Raw genomic sequence first — 24421 nt, 5'->3', positions numbered from 1 at the left:
TCTCCACCTTGGCATCCGGACCGGCCCGGCCGCAGGGCCCGAGCGGGCCCGTTTCGGGGGCCGACCGGCTCATGTGCCGGCGGAGGGTTCCACGGAGCCTGGTGAGCGAGGGCCGCAGCGACGCGCGACAGGAAGCAGGTGGGCGCCATGAAGGCACTCGTCTTCCAGGGGCCGGGTCGGATCGCCTGGCAGGAGGTGCCCGACCCGGGGATCGAGGACCCGGCAGACGTGATCGTCCGGGTCGACGTCGTCACCATCTGCGGCACGGACCTGCACATCCTCAAGGGGGACGTGCCGGAGGTGACGCCCGGCCGGGTCCTCGGGCACGAGGCGGTGGGCACCGTGGTCGAGACCGGAGGCGACGTCCGCACGGTACGACCGGGAGACCGCGTCCTGATCTCCTGCATCTCCGCCTGCGGCAGGTGCCGGTTCTGTCGTGAGAGCCGCTACGGACAGTGCCTCGGCGGAGGCGGCTGGATCCTCGGCCACACCGTCGACGGCACACAGGGCGAGTACGTCCGCGTGCCCTTCGCCGATCTGTCCGTCCATCCGCTGCCGGACTCGATCGAGGGCTCCGACGCCGTTCTCCTCGCCGACATCTTCCCGACGTCCTACGAGGTCGGAGTCCTGAACGGTGCCGTGCGCCCGGCTGACACGGTGGTCGTCGTCGGAGCGGGCCCCATCGGCCTCGCCGCCATCGCCACCGCCGGCTTCTACAGTCCGGCCCGGATCGTCGCCGTCGACCTGGCCGGGTCGCGGCTGGCCGCCGCCCGTGAAATCGGGGCGGACGCCACCGTGAACGCACGCGAGGACCCCGTACAGCTGGTCTCGGATCTGACCGAGGGACTGGGTGCCGATGTCGTCATGGAGGCCGTCGGCGTTCCGGAGGCGTTCGAGATGTGCACGCGGATGGTCCGGCCCGGTGGCCGGGTCGCGAACATCGGTGTGCACGGCAAGCCGGCGGTCCTCCACCTCGAAGACCTGTGGATCAAGGACGTCACGATCACCACCGGCCTGGTCGACACCTCGTCCACGCCCATGCTGTTGCGCATGATGGCCGCGGGGCGGCTGCCGTCGGCGGAGCTGATCACGCACCGGTTCGAGCTGGGGGAGATGGAGGAGGCGTACGAGGTCTTCGGCCGCGCTGCCGAGACCGGCGCCATCAAGGTCGCGCTGGGCGGCCCGCGGCACACGGCCGTGAGCGTCCCCGACGCGCCGGGGGCCTGATGAACGGCCGGGACCCGGGTTCCCTGCGGCCTGCCGCTGTCGTCCTCGACACCGACGGCGTTCTGCTCGACTCGGCCGCCGTCCACGCGCGGGCGTGGAAGACCGCGTTCGATGCCTGCCTCGGCCGGCCGGTGCCCGGCAGCGGGCCCCAGCCGCCCTTCGACGCGGACTCCGAGTACCGCGGATTCGTCGACGGCAGGTCGCGGTACGACGGCGCCGCCGCCTTCCTCGCCGCCCGCGGCCTTCACCTCCCACCGGGAGAGCCCGACGACGTCCCCGGCTGCGGCACGGTCTGGGCCGTTGCGGCACGGAAGGAACAAGCGTTCGTCGATCTGCTCCGCACGGAAGGCGTCACGGCCTTCGCCGACGCCGGGCCGGCTCTCGCGGCCCTGCGTACGGCGGGAGTGCCGTGCGCGGCGGTGTCCGCCTCCCGGCACGCCCGGGCACTGATCCACGCTGCGGGGCTCGCCGGTCTCCTCGCGGTGATCGTGGACGGCGAGGACGCCGCCCGGCTCGGCCTTGCCGGCAAGCCGGATCCCGCGCTCTTCCTGCGAGCGGCGGCCGTCCTCGGCAGCCGCCCGAGGGAGACCGTGGTCGTCGAGGACGCGCTCGCTGGAGTCGAGGCAGCCCGTCGTGGCGGTTTCGGGCTCGTCGCCGGTGTCGACCGGAGCCCGCTGCGGCGCACTGCCCACCTCCTGCGAGAGCAGGGGGCCGACCTGGTGGTTCCCGACCTCACGACACTGGTCCGGAGCGTGTGGGGTGAGCCCGGATGACCACCGGTTGGACGTGGGGGTACGACCGTTACGACCCGGAACGCGAGCCGCTCGTGGAAGCGCTCTGCACCCTCGGCAACGGCCGGTTCGCCACCAGGGGCTCCGCTCCCGAGTGCAACGCCGGGACCACGCACTACCCGGGCACCTATCTGGGCGGCTGCTACGACCGGGTCACTTCGGTCGTCGCGGGGGAGCGGGTCGAGAACGAGGACCTCGTCAACCTTCCGAACTGGACGCTTCTGCGCTATCGCTGCCTGCCGGACGACGGTCCGGCAGGCGACTGGCTGACGCCCGATGCCGGGGAGCTGCGTCATCTCGATGTCCGTCTCGACCTGCGCGCGGGTGTGCTCACCCGGCGCCTGTTCTTCGAGGACGCCCTGGGGCGGGGCCTGCGCGTCAGCCATGTCCGCGTCGTGCACATGGGGGACTCCGGGCTGGCGGCGCAGAGCACCTTGTTCCGGGCCTACGGCTGGAGCGGTGCCGTCGAGGTCCAGTCCGTCCTCGACGGCGCGGTCACGAACGCCGGAGTGGAGCGCTACCGGCACCTTGAAGGGCGTCACCTCACGGATCACCGGGTCGGATTCGAGCCCGACGGTGTCGCCTGGCTCTCCTGCCGTACCGTCGACCCCGGCATCAGGGTCGCCATGGCCGTGCGCACGGTCACCCGTCCCGTGCGGCCCGCTCAGGAGGAGGCCACGCCGGCCGGCACCGTGCAGACGTATCAGCTGCCAGTCGCCTCCCGCCGCTCGGCCATGGTCGTCAAGACTCTGGCGCTGCACACCTCGGTGGACCGGCCCGCCGCCGACCCGCTCTCGACGGCCGTCGACGCGATCGCTCGTGCTCCGGCCTTCCCCCGGCTGGTATCGACCCACAGGGCCGCGTGGCAGCGTGTCTGGGAGCAGGGCGAGTTGCACGTGCCCGGGGAGGCGGGCCGCATCCTGCGGTTGCACGTGTTCCACCTGCTGCAGACCCTCTCCCCGCACACGGCGGGCCTCGACGTGGGCGTTCCCGCGCGCGGGCTGCACGGTGAGGCATACCGGGGGCACGTCTTCTGGGACGAACTGTTCGTCCTGCCCTACCTCGACCTTCACTTCCCCGAGGTGGCCCGGGGGCTGCTCATGTACCGGCACCGTCGACTGCCGGCCGCCCGCGAGGCCGCCCGCCTCGCCGGCCGGCAAGGGGCGATGTATCCATGGCAGAGCGCGGGTTCGGGCCGGGAGGAGACCCAGGCCCTGCACCTCAATCCGCGCTCCGGCCGCTGGCTGGCCGACCACTCACGGCTCCAACGCCATGTGGGCTCGGCCGTCGCGTACAACGTCTGGCGCCACGCGCAGGCCACCGGAGACCGCGGATTCCTCCACTCCGCCGGGGCCGAGATCCTCCTCGAGGTCGCCCGCTACTGGGCCGGCGCCGCCGTGTTCGATCCCGGGCTCGGTCGCTACCGCATCCGAGGCGTCGTGGGCCCGGACGAGTACCACGACGCGTATCCCGATGCCACGACTCCGGGCATCGACGACAACGCCTACACCAATGCGACCGCCGCCTGGGTGCTCGCGCGGGGCCTCGACCTGCTCGGCGAACTGCCCGAGACCCGTCGCTCGGAACTCGCGGAGCAACTGCCCCTGGACGACGGCGAGCTGGCTCGATGGGAGGACGTCTCCCGCCGGCTGTACGTGCCGTTCCACCAGGGTGTGGTGAGTCAGTTCGATGGCTTCGGGGAGCTGGCGGAGCTTGACTGGGAGGCGTACCGGGCCAGGTACGGCGACATCCGCCGCCTCGACCGGATCCTGGAGGCCGAGGGCGACACGGTCAACCGCTACCAAGCGTCGAAGCAGGCCGACACCCTCATGCTCGGCTACCTCTTCCGGTCCGAGGAGCTGTACGGCCTGTTCGGCCGACTCGGGTACGCGCTGGACGACGAGGTGTGGCGTGCGACCGTCTCGTACTACCTGCGGCGTACCAGCCACGGCTCGACGCTCAGCAGTCTCGTCCACGGCTGGGTGCTGGCACGGCAGATGGGTGCCGATGCCTGGCGCTACTGCGAGGAGGCGCTGCTCGCGGACGTGGCCGACGTTCAGGGCGGTACGACCGGCGAGGGCGTTCATCTCGGCGCGATGGCCGGCACGGTCGACCTCGTCGAACGCGGCATCACGGGCCTCGAAACGGGACCGGAGGGGCTTCGGGTCGCTCCGGTGCCGCTGGCGGAGATTCCCCGGTTCGCCTTCACACTGTGCGTCGGCCGTCATCGAGGGGTGCGCCTGCGGATTCTTCCCGGCCGGCTGGCCATCCAGGTCCCCGCCTCGCCCGAGGGCCCGCTCGCGGTCGTCCTCCCCGGCGACCGGAGGGTCACCGTCGCACCCGGACAGGAGCGTTGGTTCCGTCTGTGAGTAGTGGCTCTGTCCGTGAGACACGGTTCAGTCGAAGGAGAGCACGTCGGAGACCGGACGGCGCGGAGTGGCCCGACCGCGGGGCCCGTAGCCCAGGCGGAACACCATGTGGACGAAGCCGATCGTCGAGCCGGGATCGCGTGCGTCGGTACGAAGCTCCGGCCACTCCAGCGGCTGGGACATGAGGGAGGTGGAGAGGCCGTCGAGGGTGGCCTGCAGCAGAACCCTCTGCATGGCCTGGCCGGCCTTCAGCCATTCCTCCCGGGTGTCGCCGACCGTACCGAGCAGTGCGATCTGCGGCCTCTTCTCGAAGCGTGCCGAGACCCGGTCGGGCACCCGGCGGGGGGCGCCGAAATCCCGGACGGGGGCGGTCACGTCGTACTGTCTCGGACCGAAGGCGTACGCCGGGATGCCCTCGGTGCCGGGGTCTTCCCCGGCCGCACCCGTGCGTGTCCAGGCGGCGATCTCCGCGCGTACGGCCTGGTCCGCGGCCTCGAACAGCTCGGAGGCGTGGACGAGATCCATGACGGTGTCGGTGTGCCAGGCCCCGGGGACGACGAGCCGGCAGCCCTCCAGCAGAGCCGCGGCACGCAGCTCGTCGATCAGCTCGGAGGGGATCTGCTCCTCGGTGAAGGGGAAGCGACTGGTGTGCCGACGCGACAGCGCGGCATGCAGTACGCCCAGTTCGCTGTCGGCGTCGTCGGGACCGTCGAGGCGTACGTCGGCGAGATGCCACGGGTCATCGGAAGAGGGCAGCAGCCGGCCCACGGGACGCAGGCCCCGGTGCGCGGCGGCGACGCGCAGGTTGAACAGGGCGGCGCCGCAGCCGAGGTGGAGGGCGCGGTGGTCCGGGTCCTCGTGCGGCATGGCGCGCAGCGGATCCCCGTGCAGTTCGATGACTCCGAGGCCCGTCTTGTGGACGAACTTCCAGGGCTGTGCGTTGTGCATGGAGGGAGCCGTGACGGCGTCTTCGATCAGTGACGTCACGAGTGGTCGGGTCAGGGCGGTGGTGGACACGGTTCGTCCTGTCTGAGGTGGGTCACCAAGAGATGTCGTGGGGAGTCCGGGTGGGGTTGGTGAGACGTGTGTCGTCCTCGTGGAAGGAGAGCCGGTCCACGACGGCGACGACGCCGTCCACGTGCTCGGCGAGTCCGACGAGCATCAGGGCCTGACTCCGCCGCCGGAGGCGGCCGCCCAGCGTCACCACGCCGTCGAGGACGTGCACGTCCACCGCGTCCGCGGGCAGCTCGATGACATCGGAGAGGACGTCCTCACGGATGCGGCGCCGTATCTCCGAGTCCGGGCGGAGGTAGACACACAGCAGATCGCGACGGGTCACGATGCCCACCAGTCGCTCCTCCTCGTCGACCACGGGAAGGCGCTCGACTCCGCGGCGCACCATCAGCCGTGCCGCGTCCGCAACCGTCTCCTCGGCGTGAACGGTGACGGCCGGCGTGGTCATCAGGTCCCGCACGGTCAGCTCGTGGCGGGCAAGGAGGTCGCTCTCGGAGACGACTCCGACGACATGGTCGTCGTCGTCCACGACGGGAACCCCGCTGATGTCGTGCTCGGCGAGCATCTTGGCCACTTCCCTGAACGACGTCGCAGGGACGGCGGAGAGCACGTTGTCGGTCATCAGACCGCCGACCTTCGTATGCTTCATCACCGCGCCTCCCGTTCGAGGGTCCGGACAGTGCTTCCTACGTCACCACCCTCCGATGCGCGCGCGGGGCCTGCGAGGGCCGAACGGTCCACCCTCGGGACCGAACGGGCTCGTCATCGCAGGGTCGCGCCCCGCCCGGCCGAGGGCGGGGACCAATGGTCCCGTCATTGCCCCCAGCGGCCCTCCGGCCCGTCGAGGCCGGCTGCCAGAGTGGAAGGAGGTCTCTCGGCCCCTGGGAGGAGAAGCCATGGACGGAACCACAGCCCGTTCCGGCCCGGGCAGGGTCGACGCGTCGCGCCACGCCGACCTTCTGGTCGTCGGCGGTCGACGATCGCCCGGCCACCTCGGACCGACGCTCGGCCGGATCACGCCGGCCCTGCTGCGGCACGCCCACCGCCCCGTGGAGCTCATCCCTCGGCAAGGACCCGGACAGGGGAGCACGTCATGACCAGCACCACGGATCGCGGCAACATCGTCGTCGGCATCGACCCGGTCAAGAACGGGCACATGGCCCTTGCCTGGGCCGCGGACGAGGCGCGGCTGCGAGGACGGGAACTGCGCCTGGTGGTCGCGGTACCACCGCGGCACGAGCCCCGACACGTCGATGGCGCCCCCCGTCACCTGGCACAGCGGCAGATGGGAACAGAAGCTCTGCGTACAGCGCTCGCCCGGGCGAAAGCACGGCAGCCGGGTGTCGAGGCCGCCTCCTCCCTTCTCGACGGGTTCCCGGCAGGGATCCTGGCGGGTCTCTCACATGAGGCAGACATGATCGTCCTGGGATCCCGGCACCTCAGCCGCACCGAGGAGTACCTGAGCGCTGGCTCCCTGGTCGTCCCGGTCACCGCGAAGGCGGACTGCCCAGTGGTCGTCGTGGGCGACGCCGAACACGTCACGCAGGAGATGCCCTACCTCGTGGTCGGTGTCGACGGCAGCGAGTCCTCACGAGCAGCCCTGGCCTGGGCCTTTGAGGAAGCCGACCTCCGGCGCTGCGCACTGCGTGCCATCGCCGTCTGGCAGCCCCCCGTCTTCTCCCTGCACAGCTCCGACACGCTGTTCCACGCCGAGCGGCGGCTGCTCTCGGAAACCACCGCGGGCTGGGCGGAGAAGTACCCCGACGTCCGGCTCACCCACGAGGTTCCCATCGGCTCCCCCGTAGAGACCCTCGCGGACGCATCCGAGCACGCCCTGGCCGTGGTCGTCGGGCGTCGAGGCCGCGGCGGGTACACCGGGATGCGCGTCGGCTCCGTCGTCCACGGGCTGCTGCACCGGGCGCACTGTCCGGTGATCACCGTCCCTGCCAGGTGAGCGCGCCATGACGGCGTCAGCACCGGACCGGGCCTCTGTGCCGGTGCGGGAGGTGACGGGACTCACCCAGGAGGAGGCGGCCCGGCGGCTCGCCGCCACCGGCCCCAATGAGGTTGCCGCGAGGAAGCCCGTGCGGCTCCACCAGCGGGTTCTGGCCCAGCTGACGGACCCGCTGATCATGGTGCTCCTCGGAGCCGTCGTGCTGACCCTCGCCATCGGCGACCATCCTGACGCGATCGTCATCGGGCTGGTCGTCCTCGTGAACACGACCGTCGGGGTGGCGCAGGAGATCCGTGCCGACAACGCTGTCGCCGCCCTCTCCGCCCTCACCGCCCCGCACGCGCGCGTGCGGCGCGACGGCGCCGTCTGCGACCTCCCGGCGGCGTCGGTCGTCCCTGGTGACGTGCTCGTGGTCGGTGAGGGAGACATCGTCGCCGCCGACGCCGAGCTCGCCGAGGCGTCCGCGGTACTCGTGGACGAGTCCATGCTCACCGGGGAGTCCGTGCCAGTCGACAAGGACGCCGGTGCGACGCTGAGCGCGGGTACGGTCGTCGTGCGTGGCCGGGGCGTCGCCGTGGCCACGGCGACCGGTGCCGGCAGCGCCCTCGGTCGCATCGCGGCTCTTCTCGACGAACGTCGCGAGCCGACCCCGTTGCAGCGCCGCCTCGCCGCCCTCGGGCGCATCCTCGCGGCCGTGACGCTCGCCCTGTGCGTCCTGGTCTTCGCCCTCGGCCTGGTACGGGGACTCCCGCTCGGCACGATGGCGGTCACCGCCATCAGCCTGGCCGTGGCGGCGGTCCCCGAGTCCCTTCCCGCCGTCGTCACCCTGGCACTCGCACTCGGGGCCCGGCGCATGGTCGCCCGGCACGCCCTCGTGCGGCGGCTGCCCGCGGTGGAGACGCTCGGCTCCGTATCCGTCCTCGCCACCGACAAGACCGGCACCCTGACCGAGGGCCGCATGGTCGTCCAGCACGTGTGGACACCGCGGGTGAGCGCCGAACTCTCGGGCGTGGGGTACGAGCCCGTGGGCGAGGTCCTGGTCGCCGGACGGCCCGCGGAAGCGAACGAGCTCGAACCCCTGACGGAGCTGCTGACCGTGACCGCTCTGTGCAACGACGCCACACTGCGCCCGCCGGACGACGGGGCCGCCGACGGCCGCTGGACAGCCCTGGGCGACCCCATGGAAGCCGCTCTGCTCACGGCCGCGGCCAAGGCGGGCTGCCCGGATTCCACAGAACTGGGGAGGACCCGTCCCCGGCTCGGTGAAGCACCCTTCGACAGCCTCCGCAGACGCATGACCACGCTGCACGCGACCGGGGAGGGCCGGGTGCTGGTCTGCCTGAAGGGCGCCCCCGAAGCCGTCCTCGACTCGGCCGTTCTGCGCGACCGTCCGGAGGTGCTCACGGAGGCCCGCCAGGAGGCGGCGGGCCTGGCTGCCCGTGGGTATCGCGTGCTCGCTGTGGCATCGGGCGTGCGGAACGACATCCCGAGCCCGGCCACCGCGGCCGAGTCGGGGCTCGTGCTGCTCGGCCTCGTCGCGCTGAGCGACCCGCCCAAGCCGCATGCCGCGGCGACCCTCGCCTCCTGCCGGGCGGCCGGCATCACCCCCGTCCTCATCACCGGGGACCATCCGGCGACGGCTCGGTCGGTGGCGTCCCACGTCGCCCTTCTGGGCGACGACGGTGAGACGGAACTCCACGTCGTCACCGGGGCGGACGTGGCGGCCGGTCGCGTTGCCGACCTCACCTCGGTGCGGGTCTTCGCCCGTACGGACCCCCAGCAGAAGCTGGACATCGTGGAGGCGTGGCGGGCCAGGGGAGCGGTGACCGCCATGACCGGCGACGGGGTCAACGACGGACCCGCGCTGCACCGGGCCGACATCGGCGTCGCCATGGGAGCACGCGGTACGGAGGTCGCGCGCCAGGCCGCCGACCTCGTCCTCACCGACGACGAGCTCTCGACGGTCGTGGCGGCCGTCGACGAGGGACGTCGTGTCTACGACAACATCCGCCGCTTCCTCGTCTACGGGATGGCCGGCGGCGCGGCCGAGATCCTCGTCATGCTGATCGGCCCGCTGCTCGGGCTGCCGCTGCCCCTGCGAGCGGGCCAGATCCTGTGGATCAACCTCCTGACGCACGGCCTCACCGGCGTCGCCATGGGAGCGGAACCAGCCTCCCCGGGAGCGATGCGGCGACCGCCACGCCCGCCGGAGCAACACATCCTCGGTGGAGGTGCCTGGCAGCGCCTGCTCGTCCTCGCCGCCGTCGTCACAGCAGCCTCCCTCGGCGCGGGGCTCGGTGCCCAGGCGCTGGACCTGGCTTGGCAGAGCGTTCTCTTCCTCGCCCTCCTGGCCGCGCAGCTGGGCGTTGTCCTGGGACTCCGTGCCCGGCTGTTCACCCGCAAGAACCCGTTTCTTCCCCTGTCCGTCCTCACCTCCGCCCTGCTGGCCGGGGCAGCGCTGTACGTGCCCTTCCTGAGCTCGGTTCTGGAGACCGAACCGCTCGGCTGGGCGGGCATCGGGATCGCCGTGGCCGGTGCCCCCGCGGGGTTCCTGGCCGCGCGACTCGTCCGCACGGCCTTCCGCGGGACGCGCTCGGCTGGAGCGTCGGGGACACGGGAACTACCGTGAAGAAGTGCCCGTCAGGCGAGGACATGCGCTCGACGTGGCGGGAGGTGGTGATGGAGCACGAGGGGCCGGTGTCGGCGGACAGCAAACTTGCGCGGCTGCGACTCGACGAGCTGCTCGACGAGCTCGAGGCGCGCATCGACGAGGTGAGGGGCACCAGGGACCGTCTCAACGGGCTGCTCGAAGCCGTCATGTCCGTAGGCAGGGAACTCGACCTGCCTCAGGTGCTCAAGGGCATCGTGGAGGCGGCCGTCACCCTCGTGGACGCCGAATACGGCGCTCTGGGCGTCATCGGGGATGACAGGAAGCTCTCGGAGTTCCTCCCCGTCGGTATCGGGGACGACCTGCGGGCGCAGATCGGCGACCTGCCCTCCGGGCACGGACTGCTGGGTGAGCTGATCCGTAACCCCGAACCGCTGCGGCTTCCCGAGGTGTCCGAGCATCCCGCCTCGTACGGGTTCCCGCCCCGCCATCCGCCGATGCACACCTTTCTCGGGGTGCCCATCCGGGTCCGTGAGGAGGTCTTCGGCAACCTCTACCTCACCGAGAAGCGAGGAGGGGCTGACTTCGACGCCGAGGACGAGGCCGTCGTGACCACGCTGGCCGTCGCGGCCGGCATCGCCATCGAGAACGCTCGGCTGTACGAGGAAGGCCGCCTCAAGCAGCGGTGGCTTGCCGCGAGCTCCGACCTCACCAACGCCCTCCTGTCCGGCGTGGAGGAGACCGAGGTCCTCGACGGGATGCTGGAGCAGGCCGCCGACATCGCGGGCGCCGACATGGCGGTCTTCTACCTGGTGGGGGACGACGGCGAGCTGCGGGGCTCGCTGGCCTGCGGCGAGGAAGCCCACGTGCACTCAGGTGTCGTCCTGCCGAGCAGCGAGGGAACTCTGGCCGCCGCCGCCCTCACACAGAAGGACGGCCTGGTCATGGTGGCGGACGTGGAGAACGAGCCACGCATCACTGTCCAGTCCGAACGGTGGAGGGGGTTCGGTCCGGCGGTAGCCGTCACGGTCGGCACCAAGGAGCGACTCAACGGGGTGCTGATCCTCGCGCGGCGCCATGGGCGGTCTCCGTTCACAGGATCGGAGATCATGGCTCTCCCCGGATTCGCGGGGCAGGCAGCACTCGCGCTCGAGCTGGCCGACCACCGCCGTGACGCCGAGCAGGTGAGCCTGCTGGAGGATCGTGACCGGATCGCTCGTGACCTGCACGATCTGGCGATTCAGCGCCTGTTCGCCACGGGGATGACGCTGCAGAGCGCGCGGCGGTTCGTCGAGCACCCGGAGGCCCTGGACCGGCTGGGACGGGCGATCGACGACCTGGACGCCACGATCAAGATCATCCGGTCGACCATCTTCGGGCTCCGGGAGCACGACGCCCCGGGTACCGCCCCGAAGCTGAGGAGGCGGGTGGCCAAGGCGGTGGACGAGGCCGCGACCACGCTCGGATTCGCCCCGGCCCTGCGCATGGAGGGCCTCCTCGACACGGACGTTCCCTCTGAGGCGGCCGAACAGGTGATCGTGGTCATCGGTGAAGCCCTCACCAACGTGGCCCGGCACGCGCGGGCCCACCGGGCCGAGGTGTCGGTCGTTGCCGACGAGGGCGCGTTGGCGGTGACGGTGAGCGACGACGGCGTGGGCATTCCGCAGGGAGGCAGGCGCAGTGGGCTGCGGAACCTGGCCGAACGGGCCGAGCGGCTGGGCGGCACCCTGACGGTCCGCACGTGGGCGGAGCGCGACACCGGCACGGTGCTCGAGTGGCGGATCCCGCTGCCGGCCGAGTGCGATTGACTCACGTCTCCTCGGCGGTGTCGTGCTCGTGGGCCTGCGCGGCGATGACGGCGGCCTGCACGCGGCGTTCCACGCCGAGTTTGCCGAGCAGCCGGGAGATGTGGTTCTTGACGGTCTTCTCCGACAGATAGAGCCGCTTGGCGATCTGCCGGTTGGTCAGCCCCGCGCCGATCAGTTCGAGCACGGACCGCTCGCGCTCGGACAACACCGCGAGGCGCTCGTCCTCCGGCGGCTTGGCTGCCTCCGGGTCCCGGAGCGAGTGCATCAGCCGAGCGGTCGTGGCCGGGTCCAGCATCGACTGCCCGGTGGCCACGGTCCGCACCGCCGATACGAGGTCCGACCCCTTGATCTGCTTGAGGACGTATCCGGCCGCACCGGCCATGATCGCGTCCAGGAGGGCGTCCTCGTCGTCGAACGACGTCAGCATCAGGCACGCCAGCTCGGGCATCCGGGACCGTAGCTCCCGGCACACCGAGATGCCGTTGCCGTCGGGCAGCCGGACATCGAGAACCGCCACGTCCGGCCGCAGGGCCGGACCCCTGGCCAGCGCCTGCTCCGCCGTTGCCGCCTCGCCGACCACCTCCATGTCGGGCTCGTCGTCGATCAGGTCACGGAGGCCCCGGCGGACGACCTCGTGATCGTCGACGAGGAAGACCCGCGTGGGTGCGGTGGCTGCCGGCAGATCGGTCATGGCGACCCCTGTGGTCGGTCGGATAGGTACCGCCCCCACAAGGATTGTCCGTCATGGAGCGTCTCCAGGGGCACCGAGATCCATCCGGACATCGACCACGCCCTCCACGGCCCGCACCGCGCGGGCGACCAGCGGCACCATCGACCGGTCGGAGAGCGGCCCACGGATCGTGGCCACGCCGTCCGCGACCATCACGTCCAGCTCTGAGGTGGCGGCCGGCTCGCCGAGGACGGACCTGCGGATGTCCTCCTCGATCTCGGCGTCCGTACGCAGGAACACCTTCAGCAGATCGCTCCGGCTGACCACACCCTCCAACATGCCGACGCCGTTGACCACGGGCAGGCGCTTCACCTTCCGCGTCGCCATGATCCGTGCCGCTTCGGCGAGCGTCGCGTCGGGATGGACGGTGACGGCCGGGCTGGACATGAGTTCCCCGGCCCGTACGGCTCCGGCCTTGGCCGCCGCGGCGAACTCGTCCGGTCGGGGCTCGTCCGTGCGGAACTCCTCCTTCGGCAGCAGGTCGGCCTCCGACACGACCCCGATCACCCGTCCCTCCCCCTCCAGAACAGGCAGGGCGCTCACCTTCCACTGGTCCATGAGCGCGACGATCTCCTTGTACGGCGCCTCACGCCCGATGGCGATCGCGGTGTGGGTCATGACGTCGCTGACGGTGTAGCGCGAGGCGGGCATCACGTTCTCCCGGAGGGGTGAAGATCTACGGGCCGCTTCCGTGCAGGGCAGTGGAGATCCAGCAGCCGCACGCGGACGGAGAGAAGACGGTGGGCGAGCACTGCCGGCGGTACGGCTCGAACAGACACGACCAGCCGAACAGTTCGCCGGCGCTGACGCGGTCGGCGATGTGCGGGCCGCTCGCCGCTCACCGGGGCCTCCGCATCGGTGGTGTCCACTCCAGTCTGGCCGCGTCCGTGAAAGGACAGGAGGGCCGGATGGCCCACCTTGGGGCCCTCTTCGGCCCATGCGAGGCGGGACGAGCCCGTGGGCCTTGGTGCGGCCACGCTTGCCGGCGGCGTTCCAGGTGGATCGGTCAAGCGACCTGGAGGGCCGCACCCCACGCCCTTGCGCGATCCCGCTCGCCTGAGCGTAGCGGCCCTTCGGTGTCCTCGATGATAAACCCCTCGGGCTCCGCTACGAGTTCGTAGCCATGGCCGCGCAGCCGACGTGCGATGCCGCCGGCGGCGGCCCCGGCCAGGCGCATGTCCGCCCGGGTGTCGAAGGCCGCGGCCGCATGGGTGCCGGTGTGGGCCTTCGGGAGCGTGTCGTGGAACCAGTCGCGGACACCGGGGCCCTCGGCGCCCTCCTCGGGAGTGAAGGGACGCTCCCCCTTCTCGGCCTCCTGTTTCTCGGCCTTCAGCCCCATCTTCCGGCTCATCCCGGTGGTCATGCCCCGGATGTGGGTCGGCCCGCCGACGACCAGCAGGTCGGTGGGGCCGATACGCTCCGGCAAGGCGTCGACCACTGCCACGCACTCGACCTCGGCGTCCGGGTGTGCCTCCTTCACGCCCTCTCCGATCGCCTCAGCGATCTCGCGCGTGTTGCCGAACAGGCTCTCGTACACGATCACGGCACGCATCACGACTCATCTCCTCAAGTGCTTCCTTCTTTGCTCTCCGTTGCCGCTCCGACCTCCCGAAGACGATTCTTTCGCGCCCCGAACGCTCCCCGGGGGCAACCCAGGGTCGGACCTCCAGGTGCCCCTGACCACCGGTTGCGACGGTGTCGAACAGGCCGGACACCCGCATCGAAGGTGGCGTGGCCACGGGCCGCCGGCGCACTCGGCCAGGCACTCCACGCGCGGCGCACTCCAGACGGGAGAACCGGAACTCGGGCAGAGCTCGTCGAGCAGGAGAGGTTCGACTGCCGCGGTAACGCTCGGCTGGGTATCCACGGAGACCCCCCGGATCCGACACCACCAGTCTGGCCCATAGGAGAATCCCGCGCCGGGGTCGAACGGTCCCCAGTCGACCGCAGCCCCAAGGGCTGAGCCGCAATCTAGCGCGTGTATGGCCCGGACCTGCTGGTCAGGACTGGGATACCGGTGGGATGAACTGGAAGAAGGGGGGTGTTTCGACACCTCCCCCATGGGAGGGGACGTGCTCTCCAAGAAGGCGCCCGAACCGGGGAAAATCCCAGGTCAGGCGCCTTCTTTCGTGCCGCTAGAAGAAGCCGAGCTTCTTCGGCGAGTAGCTCACCAGCAGATTCTTCGTCTGCTGGTAGTGGTCCAGCATCATGCGGTGGGTCTCCCGGCCGATGCCCGACTGCTTGTAGCCGCCGAAGGCCGCGTGGGCCGGGTACGCGTGGTAGCAGTTGGTCCAGACGCGGCCCGCCTGGATCGCGCGGCCCGCTCGGTAGGCGGTGTTCGTGTCGCGGGTCCAGACGCCGGCGCCCAGGCCGTACAGCGTGTCGTTCGCCGTGCGGATCGCGTCGTCGAAGTCCGTGAACGAGGTCACCGCCACCACCGGGCCGAAGATCTCCTCCTGGAAGACCCGCATCCGGTTGTCGCCCTCGAAGATCGTCGGCTGGACGTAGTAGCCGCCCGCCAGCTCCCCTCCGTGTTCGACGATCTGTCCTCCCGTCAGGATCTTCGCGCCTTCCTGCTGGCCGATCTCCAGATACGAGGTGATCTTGCGGAGCTGCTCGGCCGAGGCCTGCGCGCCGATCATCGTGTCGGTGTCCAGGGGGTGGCCCGGGACGATCTTCTCCGTGCGCGCCACCGCCGCCTCCAGGAACTCGCCGTAGTGACCCCGCTGGACGAGGGCGCGCGAAGGGCAGGTGCAGACCTCGCCCTGGTTGAGGGCGAACATCGTGAAGCCCTCCAGCGCCTTGTCGCGGAAGTCGTCGTCCGCCGCCCACACGTCGTCGAAGAAGATGTTCGGCGACTTGCCGCCGAGTTCCAGTGTCACCGGCTTCAGGTTCTCGGAGGCGTATCCCATGATCAGCCGCCCGGTCGACGTCTCACCGGTGAAGGCGATCTTCGCGACGCGCGGCGAGGACGCCAGCGGCTTCCCGGCCTCCTCGCCGAAGCCGTTGACGATGTTGAGGACACCCGGCGGCAGCAGGTCGGCGACCAGGCTCAGCCAGAAGTGGATGGAGACCGGGGTCTGTTCGGCCGGCTTGAGGACCACCGCGTTGCCCGCCGCGAGCGCCGGGGCCAGCTTCCAGACCGCCATCAGGATCGGGAAGTTCCACGGGATGATCTGCGCGACGACCCCCAGCGGCTCGTGGAAGTGGTACGCGACGGTGTCGTCGTCGATCTCGCTCAGCGCACCCTCCTGGGCCCGCAGCGCCCCCGCGAAGTACCGGAAGTGGTCGATCGCCAGCGGGATGTCGGCCGCCAGGGTCTCCCGTACGGGCTTTCCGTTGTCCCAGGTCTCCGCGACGGCCAGGGCTTCCAGACCGGCCTCCATCCGGTCCGCGATCCGCAGCAGGACACCCGCCCGCTCGGCCGGCGCCGTCCGCCCCCACGCCGGAGCCGCCGCGTGCGCCGCGTCCAGAGCGCGTTCCACGTCCTCGGCGGTGCCGCGGGCGACCTCCGTGAACGGACGGCCGTCGACCGGGCTCGGGTTCTCGAAGTAGCCACCGCGCGCCGGGGCGACGTACGCGCCACCGATCCAGTGGTCGTAGCGCGCCTCGTACGACATGAGCGCGCCCTCGGTACCGGGTGCGGCGTAACGGGTCATGGGCATGGCCTCCCTGAGACGGGCCGGCCGTCCCCGGCCGGCGCTCACCGGCGAGTGTGCGGACCCGGAGGTTGCAAGAGGGTTGCACCGGCGGACAGTTCGGCCTCCAGAGAGTCGAGCCGAGCCCGTACGGGCGCCACCTGGGCCGCCGGAACGGCCGCGGACAGCGCCCGCCAGACCGTCACGTCGTCCTCGCCCCACGTGCTGTACGCCCAGTCGGCGAGCAGTCCCGGATCGCCCCGGTCCACCAACGCCGCCCGCAGCCGTTCCGCGAGCCGTTCCCGGAGGCGTACCACCCCCGGGGCGAGCGAGGTCGGCAGCAGCGGGCCCGCGTAGTCCCCGGCGGCGGCCGCCACCGCCCCCGAGGCCAGGCGGCGGTCGACCGCCGCGAAGTCGGCGTCGACCGCCCCGGCCAGCCGGTACGGGCGCGAACGAAGCACATCGGGACCGAGCAGGCCACGGAGCCGGGACAGCTCCGCCCGCAGCGTCACCGGGGTCACCGACGTGTCCTCGTAGAGCAGGGTGAGGAGCTCCTCGCCGCCCACCCCCTCCGGCCGGTGCGCGAGCACCACCAGGATCTCGCTGTGCCGCCGGCTCAGCCGCACCCGGCGGCCGCCCACCGAGAGCACCGCCTCGTCCCGGCCGAGCGCCGAGAGCCGGAGCCGGTCCGGCTGGGGCACCGGCCCGAGCAGCGCCAACTGGGACTCCGCCGCCCGCGCCACCGCCTGGACGAACCCGAGACTGTGCGGGTGCGCGAGCCGACTGCCGCCCGTGATGTCCACCGCGCCCAGGACCCGGCCGCTCCGCGGGTCGTGCACCGGGGCGGCGGCACAGGTCCACGCGCGTACCGGGTGCCGGAAGTGCTCGGCGGCGACGACCTGCACCGGACGGTCCACCGCGAGGGCGGTTCCCGGCGCGTTCGTCCCGGCCGCCGCCTCCGACCAGCGGGCGCCCGCCACGAAGTTCATGCCCCGCGCCTTGCGCAGGGTCGTCGGGTGGCCCTCGACCCACAGCATCCGCCCGGCGGCGTCGCAGACCGCGAGAAGGTGCTCCCCGTCCGTCGCGTACGCCCCCATCAGCTCGCGGATCACCGGCATCGCCGCCGCCAGCGGATGGCCGTCCCGGTACGCGACGAGCTCGTCCTCCGCCAGTTCGACCCGGGCCGCCCCGTCCTGGTTCACGCGCGCGCGTGCGGACCGCCGCCACGAGGCGGCGACGAGCGGACGGACGGGTGGGGAGGCGGGGGCGGTGGGGCTACCGGGGAAGCCGGTGGGATCGGCGCTCAACTCGGCCTCCTCGTCGAGGTCGTCCGTCGGGCCCGGTGCGGTGCGGCCGGTCCCTCGCGCTCATCGTGCGCGGCGTGCGGGCCGGCGACAAGCTCCCGGACGCGCTCGCGTGCCCACCCTGTCCGGGACCCGCCCCCAGGCGCTCACGTAGAGTGGGGCTCGGGCCGTGACTGGCGCTTGAGGTGGATCACCACCGGGGAGCGGTCCGACGGGAGCGCGGAGCCGCGCGACCGTCCCGATGCCGTGCGCCTGGGCGAACCACCGGTCAGAGACGACGCCCAGGAGTTGCCATGTCCACCAGCACCGCCATCCTCATGGACGGTACGGCCCTCGCCCGCCGCACGGTCGAGGAGACCGCCGCCCGCGCCGCCGAGATCACCCGCCGCACCGGTGTCACCCCGTGTCTCGCGACGGTCCTGGTCGGTGCGGACCCGGCCTCCGTGACGTACGTGAAGATGAAGCAGAACCGCTGCGCGAAGGCCGGAATCCGTTCCAAGCACGTCGAGCTTCCGGCCACCACGACGACCGAGGAGCTCGTCGCCGCGATCACCGCGCTCTCCGCCGACCCCGACGTCCACGGCATCCTGCTCCAGCACCCCGTCGGCCCGCACATCGACGAGCGCGCCGCCTTCGAGGCCATCGCCCCCGAGAAGGACGTCGACGGCGTCACCATGGCGTCCTTCGCCGCCATGGGCTTCGGCCTGCCGGGCTTCGTCTCCTGCACGCCCGGCGGCATCATGCGCCTCCTCGACGCGTACGAGGTCGACCCGCGCGGCAAGCGTGCCGTCGTCGTCGGCCGCAGCGCGATCCTCGGCAAGCCGGCCGGTCTGCTCCTCCTCGGCCGCGACGCCACCGTCACCTACTGCCACTCCCGCACCGAGGACCTCTCCTCCGTCGTCCGCGAGGCCGACATCCTCGTGGCCGCCGTCGGCAAGCCGAACTTCATCCAGGGCTCGGACATCAAGCCGGGCGCCGTCGTCATCGACGCCGGCTACAACCCCGGCAACATCGGTGACGTCGACTTCGCTTCGGCCGCCGAGCGCGCCTCCCTCATCACCCCGGTTCCCGGTGGTGTCGGCCCCATGACGATCGCCGTGCTCCTCGCCCAGACGGTCGAGGGCGCGGAGCGCCAGCTCGGTCTGTAGGACGGCTGATGACGGGGCGGTCGGGTCGGTGGCGAGCGAGGGCACGGTCCGCGATTGTCACGGTTCTGTACGGGCAGGGCCCGGCGCCCGAAAAGGGGTGGCCGCGCGGCCACCGAAGGGCGACCCTGGACCGCGTGCCACACCCGCCGACCGCCACCCCGCCGCCCGGCCGAGAGCCGGACGCGCCCGAAACGGCCACCGCGCCCTCGTCGGGCGGCCTGCCCCCGGCAGATGACGCGCCCGAAGCGACGGGCGCGCGTGACCTGATCGGCGCGCCGGACGGGGTCGGCGCGTCCGGCGGGGACCACGTGACCGGCGAGGACGGAGAGCCTGACAGGGGACAAGCCCCCATGGAGGCCCGCGTGTTCGACGACCCCGACCCGGGCTTCGGCGCAGGCGCCGCCACCCCCGAACCCGTCACACCCCGCTCCGTCGAACCGCGGTCCGCCGGTTCCGAGTCCGGGTGGTCGCCCCGTCTCGTCCGGCTCGGCGCGCCCCGGCCCGCACCGGCCGCGAGGCGCGTCCGGCGATTCGGCGTACCGCTCGTTCCGTTGCTCGTGGCCACTCTCGTGGCGACGGCCTTCCTGGCCGCCCGGGGCGGGTCCGGTCAGGGGCTGACCACCGAAGGGAGTCCGGGCGGCGATCCGCCCGCCGTCACCCCGAGCGAGGGCGCCGGTACGGCCGGCGGGCGGACCGACGGCGCGTCGGCCACCGGAGCCCGCGCGTCCGAAACGCCGGTGTCCGACACCCGGTCGCCCGGACCGACCACGCCCGGCTCGTCCGCCTCCGGCAAGCCGAGCCGTTCCGGGCCGTCGGACCGGCCCGCCCGTACGGGCGGCAGCACGTCACCGGCCCCCACCCGCGCCACGAACCAGTCGCCCGCACACACCACGCCGACCCCCGCCTCGGTGCCGACCGGAGAGGGTCGGGTGGGCCGGCCCGTCACCTTCGAGGCCCTGCGCGTCGGCGACTGCTTCGACATCGATCGCGCCGCGCCGGGCACGGCCCTCCGCCGTGCCTGCGACACGCCGCACCATGCCGAACTCGTCGCCAGGCCCCGCCTGACCGGTCGCTTCGACACCGACCTTGCGGTCCGGGAAGCCGCGACCCTGCTGTGCCGCGAGCCGCTCCGTCTCAAGGCCGCACGCCAGCCGCTCGGTACCCGCTGGACCACCTTCGTCCAGTACCCGTACCGCACGAGCTATCTCCTCGGCTCCGAGAACGCCGCGTGCAGCCTGGCCGCGCCCTCCGGCGGCACGCTCAGCCGACCGCTCCAGTAGCACCGCCTCCACCAGTACCCGTACCAGCTCCCGCTTCCGACCCACCCGCCGCGAACGCCGTCGCCAGGGCCGTCGCAGGATCGCGGTCCGGCGGTCCCGCGGGCGACCAGCGCGCACCGGACTTCACGTACGGCCACCAGCGCCCGTCCTCGCCGAACCGGAGCTGGGCCTCCGTACCCACCGCCGTCCACCGTGCGCCACCCGCTCGCCGCAGTGCCGGCCGGTCGTCGTCCTCCCATGCCTCCGCGAGCCGGGCCCCGGCACGGGCCAGCGCGTCCGCGTCCGGTGTCCACTCCTCGTCCAGTACGGCGAGGGCCGCGGCGCCGCCGAACCGCCACGCGCGCGTGGCGAGGTCCAGGTCCGTCCGCGACCGGCCCGAACCGGCGGCCAGCCGTGCCGCGATCCACGGCGCGGGGGAGTCCACCGCGAGCCGCACCGCGTCCTGAGCGACCGTCAGAGGCGGCACCGCGCTCCACGGCGCCGGCGCAGCCGGAGTCACCCCGCCGGGCCCCGGAACGACGGAGGCGTGCGTCCCGGACCCGTGCGTTCCGGACCCGTGCTTCTCGGACCCGTGTGTCCCGGGCCCCACCATCTCCCTCAGCAGCCGGTGCGCCCGCGCCGCCGCGTCCGTCGCCAGGAACTCCAGAGCCGTCGGGTCGACCCCCGCCCCGGGCTCCGTCTCGGTGTCCAGCGACGGTGAACGGCCGGGCGCGCCCGCCGTGACCGGTGGTGCCGGCAGCGGAGGCAGCAGGAAGTCGGCCGCGTAGGCCTCCTCGGCCGACACGCCCGGCATGCCGCCGGCACCCTGGACCTCGGCGGCTCCCGGCGTGTCGTCGCCCCCGTCCGCACCGTCCTCGCCACGCACACCCCGCGCGGCACGCGAGGTGCTGCGTGCCTGCAGCTCATCGATCAGGGCGCGCTCGCCGCGTCCCCGGAGCAGCAGCAGGACGAAGGGGTCCTCGTCGAGCAGCCGCGCCACCTGGTAGGCCAGCGCCGTGGTGTGCGGGCAGTGGTCCCACGCCTCGCAGCCGCACTTCGGGTCCAGGTCTCCGATCCCCGGCAGCAGATCGAGCCCGCTCCCGGCCGCGTCCTCCACGAGGTGCGGCGGCATCTCCCGGTCGAGGAGCGCCGCGATGTGCCCGGCGCTGTCCGCGGCGAGGTCCAGGAGCCGGTCCCACTCCTCCTCGGAGAACTCCCGCACCAGGACGTCGCTGCGGTACGCCGTGCCGTCGCGGTCCTTGACCACCGCCGTGATCCGGCCGGGCCGCACCGACACCGCGCCCACCGCGCCCGCGCGCGCGTGCCGCCGTCCGGCCTTGAGCTGCCGACCGTCGAGCGTGCTGTCCTCCAGGGCCTTCAGCCACGCCAGGCCCCACCAGGTCCTGGCGAAGGCCGCACCCCGCGCGGGCGGCAGCGCCGCGAAGATCCGCTCGTCGCCCTCGTGTCCGTACCCGCTCATCGTCCGTCCCCCCGCAGTCGTACGAGCTCCGCCAGTTCGGCGTCGGTCAGTTCGGTCAGCTCCGGCGGGGTGTCCCCGCCCGTCCCGAGGACGGAGTCCGCCAGCTCCCGCTTGCGGTCGAGCATGGTCGCGATCCGGTCCTCGATCGTGCCCTCGGCGATCAGCCGGTGGACCTGCACCGGCCGGTCCTGCCCGATGCGGTACGCGCGGTCGGTGGCCTGGGCCTCGACGGCCGGGTTCCACCAGCGGTCGTAGTGCACGACGTGCTCGGCGCGCGTGAGGTTGAGGCCCGTGCCCGCCGCCTTCAGGGACAGGAGGAAGACCGGTACCTCGCCGTTCTGGAACCGGGCGACCATCGCCTCCCGCTCGGCCACCGGCGTCCCGCCGTGCAGGAACTGCGCCCGTACGCCCCGCGCCGCGAGATGCGCTTCCAGCAGCCGGGCCATGCCGACGTACTGGGTGAAGACCAGGGTGCACGCGCCTTCGGCGAGGATCGTGTCGAGGAGTTCGTCGAGCAGTTCCAGCTTGCCCGAACGGCCCTCGATCCTCGGGCCGTCCTCCTTCAGGTACTGGGCGGGGTGGTTGCAGATCTGCTTGAGACCGGTCAGCAGCTTCACGACGAGGCCGCGGCGCGCCATGCCGTCGGCCTCGGCGATGGCGGTGAGGGTCTCGCGTACGACCGCCTCGTACAGGCCGGCCTGTTCCGGGGTGAGCGAGACGGTCCGGTCGGTCTCCGTCTTCGGCGGCAGTTCGGGTGCGATACCGGGGTCCGACTTGCGGCGGCGCAGCAGGAACGGCCGGACGAGCGCGGCGAGTCGTGCGGCCGCCGCCGGGTGCGTGCCGCCTTCCACGGCGGAGGCGAACCGGGTCCGGAACGCGCCGAGGCTGCCGAGCAGCCCGGGTGTGGTCCAGTCGAGGATCGCCCACAGCTCGGAGAGGTTGTTCTCGACCGGCGTGCCGGACAGCGCCACGCGCGCGCGTGCCCCGATGGTTCGCAGCCGGCGGGCGGTCGCCGAGTACGGGTTCTTGACGTGCTGGGCCTCGTCGGCGACGACGAGCCCCCAGTTCCGCGCGGCGAGTCGCTCCGCGTCGAGCCGCATGGTGCCGTACGTGGTGAGGACGAAGCCCTCGTCGGCGAGGTCCTCCGGAGTGCGGGTGGCGCCGTGGAACCGGCGGACCGGGGTGCCGGGCGCGAACTTCTCGATCTCGCGCTGCCAGTTGCCCATGAGGGAGGTCGGGCAGACGACGAGGGTGGGCCCCGCGGTGCCCGGGTCGGACTGCCGGTGCAGATGCAGGGCGATCACCGTGATGGTCTTGCCGAGCCCCATGTCGTCGGCGAGACAGCCCCCGAGGCCGAGGGAGGTCATCCGGTGCAGCCAGTCGAGTCCGCGCAGCTGGTAGTCGCGCAGCGTCGCGGCGAGTGCCGGGGGCTGGGCGACCTCGGTCCGGCCGCCCTCCGGCTCCGCGAGCCGTTCCCGCAACCGCTCCAGCCAGCCGCTCGCCGCCACCTCGACGGGCTTCCCGTCGATCTCGGTGGTGCCGGTGAGGACGGCCGAGAGGGCGTCCACCGGGGTCAGCTTGCGGTCCTGCTGGGCGTGGGCGCGGCGCACCTCCTCCGGGTCGACGAGCACCCAGCGGTCGCGGAGCCGCACGAGGGGACGTCCGGCCTCCGCGAGCCGGTCCAGCTCGGCCCGGGTCAGCTCGTGGTCACCCACGGCGAAGCGCCAGTTGAAGCCGAGCAGGGCGTCGGCGGAGAGGAAGGAGGGGACGGCGGAGGCAGCGGCGGCGGAGGGCGCGTCGTCCTCACCGAGGTCGCCGACACGGCCGAGATCGCCGGACGCGCCGTCGCTCGTACGGGAGCCGGTGCCGTTGTCGTTCGGCTCGTCGCCGACCGGGCCGATCACCGCGCTCGCGGTGAGCCGGTCGGCGAGTTCGCGCGGCCAGTGCACCTGGACCCCGGCCGACGCGAGCGCGGAACCCGCCCGGCCCAGCAGCTCGGCGACCTCCTCGTCGGCGAGTTCGACCGTGTCGGGTACGGCCGAGGAGAGCAGCGGAGTGAGCGGCGACCAGGCGCGGGCGGCGCGGCGGAGCGCGAGGAGGGCGTCCATCCGTGCCCGGGGGCCGAACGCGGCGGCGGTCCGACCGGAACCCGCCCATACCTCCGCCGCGTCCGCGACGAGCGTCGGGTCGGCGACGCCGTGCAGTTGCAGGACGGCGCGGAAGGCGGGTGCGTCCTCCGTCTCGGCGGTGAAGCCGGGCAGTTCGAGCCGGAGCGAGAGGCGCACGCCGGCGTCGTGCACGGCCGCCACGTCGGCGGCCCAGGCCCGCTGTTCGGGGACGGTCTGCGGTTCCTCGGCGGCGAAGGCCGCCCCGCCGGCCGCGAGGGGCGCCGCCGGAGTACGGGGCAGGGTGTCCGCCACCGCGTCCGCGAAGGCACGGAGCAGCGCCTCGGGCTCGGGAAGCAGCAGCGCCTCGGGTTCGAGAGCGGAAGGTGTCCCGGGTTCCGGAGGGAGCGGTGACGGCGACGGCGCGCCGGCCGACGAGAGCGGTACGGCGTGGGCGGTGGGCGGCATCGACGCGGCGAGCGTGCGCAGTTCCGCCAGCTCGCCGGGACCGAGCGGACCGATCCGCCAGGCGTCGTGGTCGGTGGGGGTGAGGCCGGGCAGGAGCAGACCGCGCGCGACCAGGTCGAGGGCGAGCAGCGACGCCGCGCCCCAGAAGGCGGCCGCGGGTGAGGCGGTGGGGGAGAACCGGGCGCGGGCCAGCTGCGGCAGGGCGTCCCGTACGGAGAGGGTGTACGCGGGGACGGTCACGGCCCGGAGGCTCTCGCCGTCCACGACGGTCAGTTCCGCGGGGTCGTACGGGGCGTCGTCCGGCAGGGGCTCGCCGTCCGGGGACCAGAAGGCGATCCGGCCGGCGCGGGGCGGATCGGCCGGCAGGAAGACGGCGGAGTGGCGGGCGAGTTCGCGGGTGGGTTCCTGGACGGGTTCGCGGGCGGAATCATCGGGTCCGTGCGACAGCGACAACGCATTCCTCAAATTTGACTACCTGAAGACTGAGCGGCCGAGGATACCTCACCGAAGTCATTCGA

17 protein-coding genes and 1 riboswitch are annotated in these 24421 nt (G+C 72.5%); of the genes, 8 read left to right on the top strand and 9 right to left on the bottom strand.

Annotated features, from left to right (window positions below):
• Positions 1–147 precede the first annotated feature (147 nt).
• The 3 genes from ASD33_RS31870 to ASD33_RS31860 are packed head-to-tail and all read left to right on the top strand — an operon-like array spanning position 148 to position 4387.
• The gene (locus ASD33_RS31870) at positions 148–1227 is read left to right on the top strand and encodes a zinc-dependent alcohol dehydrogenase family protein (protein WP_056568970.1); all 1080 of its coding nucleotides are present in this window, start codon (positions 148–150) and stop codon (positions 1225–1227) included.
• Positions 1227–2000, top strand: coding sequence for an HAD-IA family hydrolase (locus tag ASD33_RS31865; protein WP_056568601.1), 774 nt, complete (start codon positions 1227–1229; stop codon positions 1998–2000). The genes ASD33_RS31870 and ASD33_RS31865 overlap by 1 nt, the downstream gene beginning before the upstream one ends.
• A complete protein-coding gene (locus ASD33_RS31860; protein WP_056568598.1) occupies positions 1997–4387 on the top strand; it encodes a glycoside hydrolase family 65 protein in 2391 nt (796 codons plus the stop codon). Before ASD33_RS31865 ends, ASD33_RS31860 begins: the two co-directional genes overlap by 4 nt.
• A 27-nt stretch (positions 4388–4414) precedes the next feature.
• Here ASD33_RS31860 and ASD33_RS31855 read toward each other — a convergent pair whose 3' ends face one another.
• Positions 4415–5404 carry a nitroreductase family protein gene (locus tag ASD33_RS31855; RefSeq protein ID WP_056568595.1) on the bottom strand — a complete coding sequence of 330 codons (990 nt, stop codon included), beginning with the start codon at positions 5402–5404 and terminating at the stop codon, positions 4415–4417.
• 22 nt (positions 5405–5426) lie between these two features.
• A complete protein-coding gene (locus ASD33_RS31850; protein WP_056568592.1) occupies positions 5427–6050 on the bottom strand; it encodes a CBS domain-containing protein in 624 nt (207 codons plus the stop codon).
• A 444-nt stretch (positions 6051–6494) separates the two neighbouring features.
• Between ASD33_RS31850 and ASD33_RS31845 the strand changes: the two genes are divergently transcribed.
• Genes ASD33_RS31845 through ASD33_RS31835 form a run of 3 tightly spaced genes read left to right on the top strand, consistent with a single transcriptional unit; the run spans position 6495 to position 11771 of the window.
• The gene (locus tag ASD33_RS31845; protein ID WP_056568589.1) at positions 6495–7355 is read left to right on the top strand and encodes a universal stress protein; all 861 of its coding nucleotides are present in this window, start codon (positions 6495–6497) and stop codon (positions 7353–7355) included.
• Between the two features lie 7 nt (positions 7356–7362).
• Complete coding sequence (locus ASD33_RS31840) at positions 7363–9984, top strand: cation-translocating P-type ATPase (RefSeq protein ID WP_056568586.1); 2622 nt, start codon at positions 7363–7365, stop codon at positions 9982–9984.
• Between the two features lie 50 nt (positions 9985–10034).
• On the top strand, positions 10035–11771 hold the full coding sequence (locus tag ASD33_RS31835; protein ID WP_056568966.1) for a GAF domain-containing protein: 1737 nt from the start codon (positions 10035–10037) through the stop codon (positions 11769–11771).
• A gap of 1 nt (position 11772) precedes the next feature.
• Here the strand turns inward: ASD33_RS31835 and ASD33_RS31830 are convergent, their stop codons facing one another.
• From ASD33_RS31830 to ASD33_RS31810, 5 genes are all read right to left on the bottom strand, one after another.
• On the bottom strand, positions 11773–12462 hold the full coding sequence (locus tag ASD33_RS31830) for a response regulator transcription factor (RefSeq protein ID WP_056568582.1): 690 nt from the start codon (positions 12460–12462) through the stop codon (positions 11773–11775).
• A 51-nt stretch (positions 12463–12513) separates the two neighbouring features.
• A complete protein-coding gene (locus tag ASD33_RS31825; protein WP_056568579.1) occupies positions 12514–13152 on the bottom strand; it encodes a CBS domain-containing protein in 639 nt (212 codons plus the stop codon).
• 355 nt (positions 13153–13507) lie between these two features.
• Entirely contained in the window at positions 13508–14053 is a 546-nt protein-coding gene (locus ASD33_RS31820) for a flavodoxin domain-containing protein (protein WP_056568962.1), read from the bottom strand.
• 583 nt (positions 14054–14636) lie between these two features.
• Positions 14637–16160: an aldehyde dehydrogenase family protein gene (locus tag ASD33_RS31815; RefSeq protein WP_056568576.1), complete on the bottom strand. Its 1524-nt coding sequence runs from the start codon at positions 16158–16160 to the stop codon at positions 14637–14639.
• Between the two features lie 44 nt (positions 16161–16204).
• Complete coding sequence (locus ASD33_RS31810; RefSeq protein WP_056568573.1) at positions 16205–17446, bottom strand: GAF domain-containing protein; 1242 nt, start codon at positions 17444–17446, stop codon at positions 16205–16207.
• Between the two features lie 156 nt (positions 17447–17602).
• Positions 17603–17708: riboswitch (ZMP/ZTP riboswitch) on the top strand.
• Between the two features lie 28 nt (positions 17709–17736).
• Between ASD33_RS31810 and ASD33_RS31805 the strand changes: the two genes are divergently transcribed.
• Both ASD33_RS31805 and ASD33_RS31800 read left to right on the top strand, forming a co-directional pair.
• The gene (locus ASD33_RS31805) at positions 17737–18591 is read left to right on the top strand and encodes a bifunctional 5,10-methylenetetrahydrofolate dehydrogenase/5,10-methenyltetrahydrofolate cyclohydrolase (protein WP_056568570.1); all 855 of its coding nucleotides are present in this window, start codon (positions 17737–17739) and stop codon (positions 18589–18591) included.
• Between the two features lie 362 nt (positions 18592–18953).
• Entirely contained in the window at positions 18954–19871 is a 918-nt protein-coding gene (locus ASD33_RS31800) for a hypothetical protein (RefSeq protein ID WP_157870106.1), read from the top strand.
• Here the strand turns inward: ASD33_RS31800 and ASD33_RS31795 are convergent.
• Positions 19852–21330 carry a hypothetical protein gene (locus tag ASD33_RS31795; protein WP_056568564.1) on the bottom strand — a complete coding sequence of 493 codons (1479 nt, stop codon included), beginning with the start codon at positions 21328–21330 and terminating at the stop codon, positions 19852–19854. The genes ASD33_RS31800 and ASD33_RS31795 overlap by 20 nt on opposite strands.
• Positions 21327–24356 (bottom strand): DEAD/DEAH box helicase, encoded by a 3030-nt coding sequence (locus ASD33_RS31790; RefSeq protein WP_242427200.1) that lies wholly within the window; start codon positions 24354–24356, stop codon positions 21327–21329. The genes ASD33_RS31795 and ASD33_RS31790 overlap by 4 nt, the downstream gene beginning before the upstream one ends.
• Between the last annotated feature and the right edge of the window lie 65 nt (positions 24357–24421).

The sequence above is a fragment of the Streptomyces sp. Root1304 genome, from assembly GCF_001426405.1.
In the GTDB taxonomy this organism is placed as follows: domain Bacteria; phylum Actinomycetota; class Actinomycetes; order Streptomycetales; family Streptomycetaceae; genus Streptomyces.
Note: the sequence above shows the minus strand (reverse complement) of the source record. Positions and strands in the feature narration are given on the sequence as shown.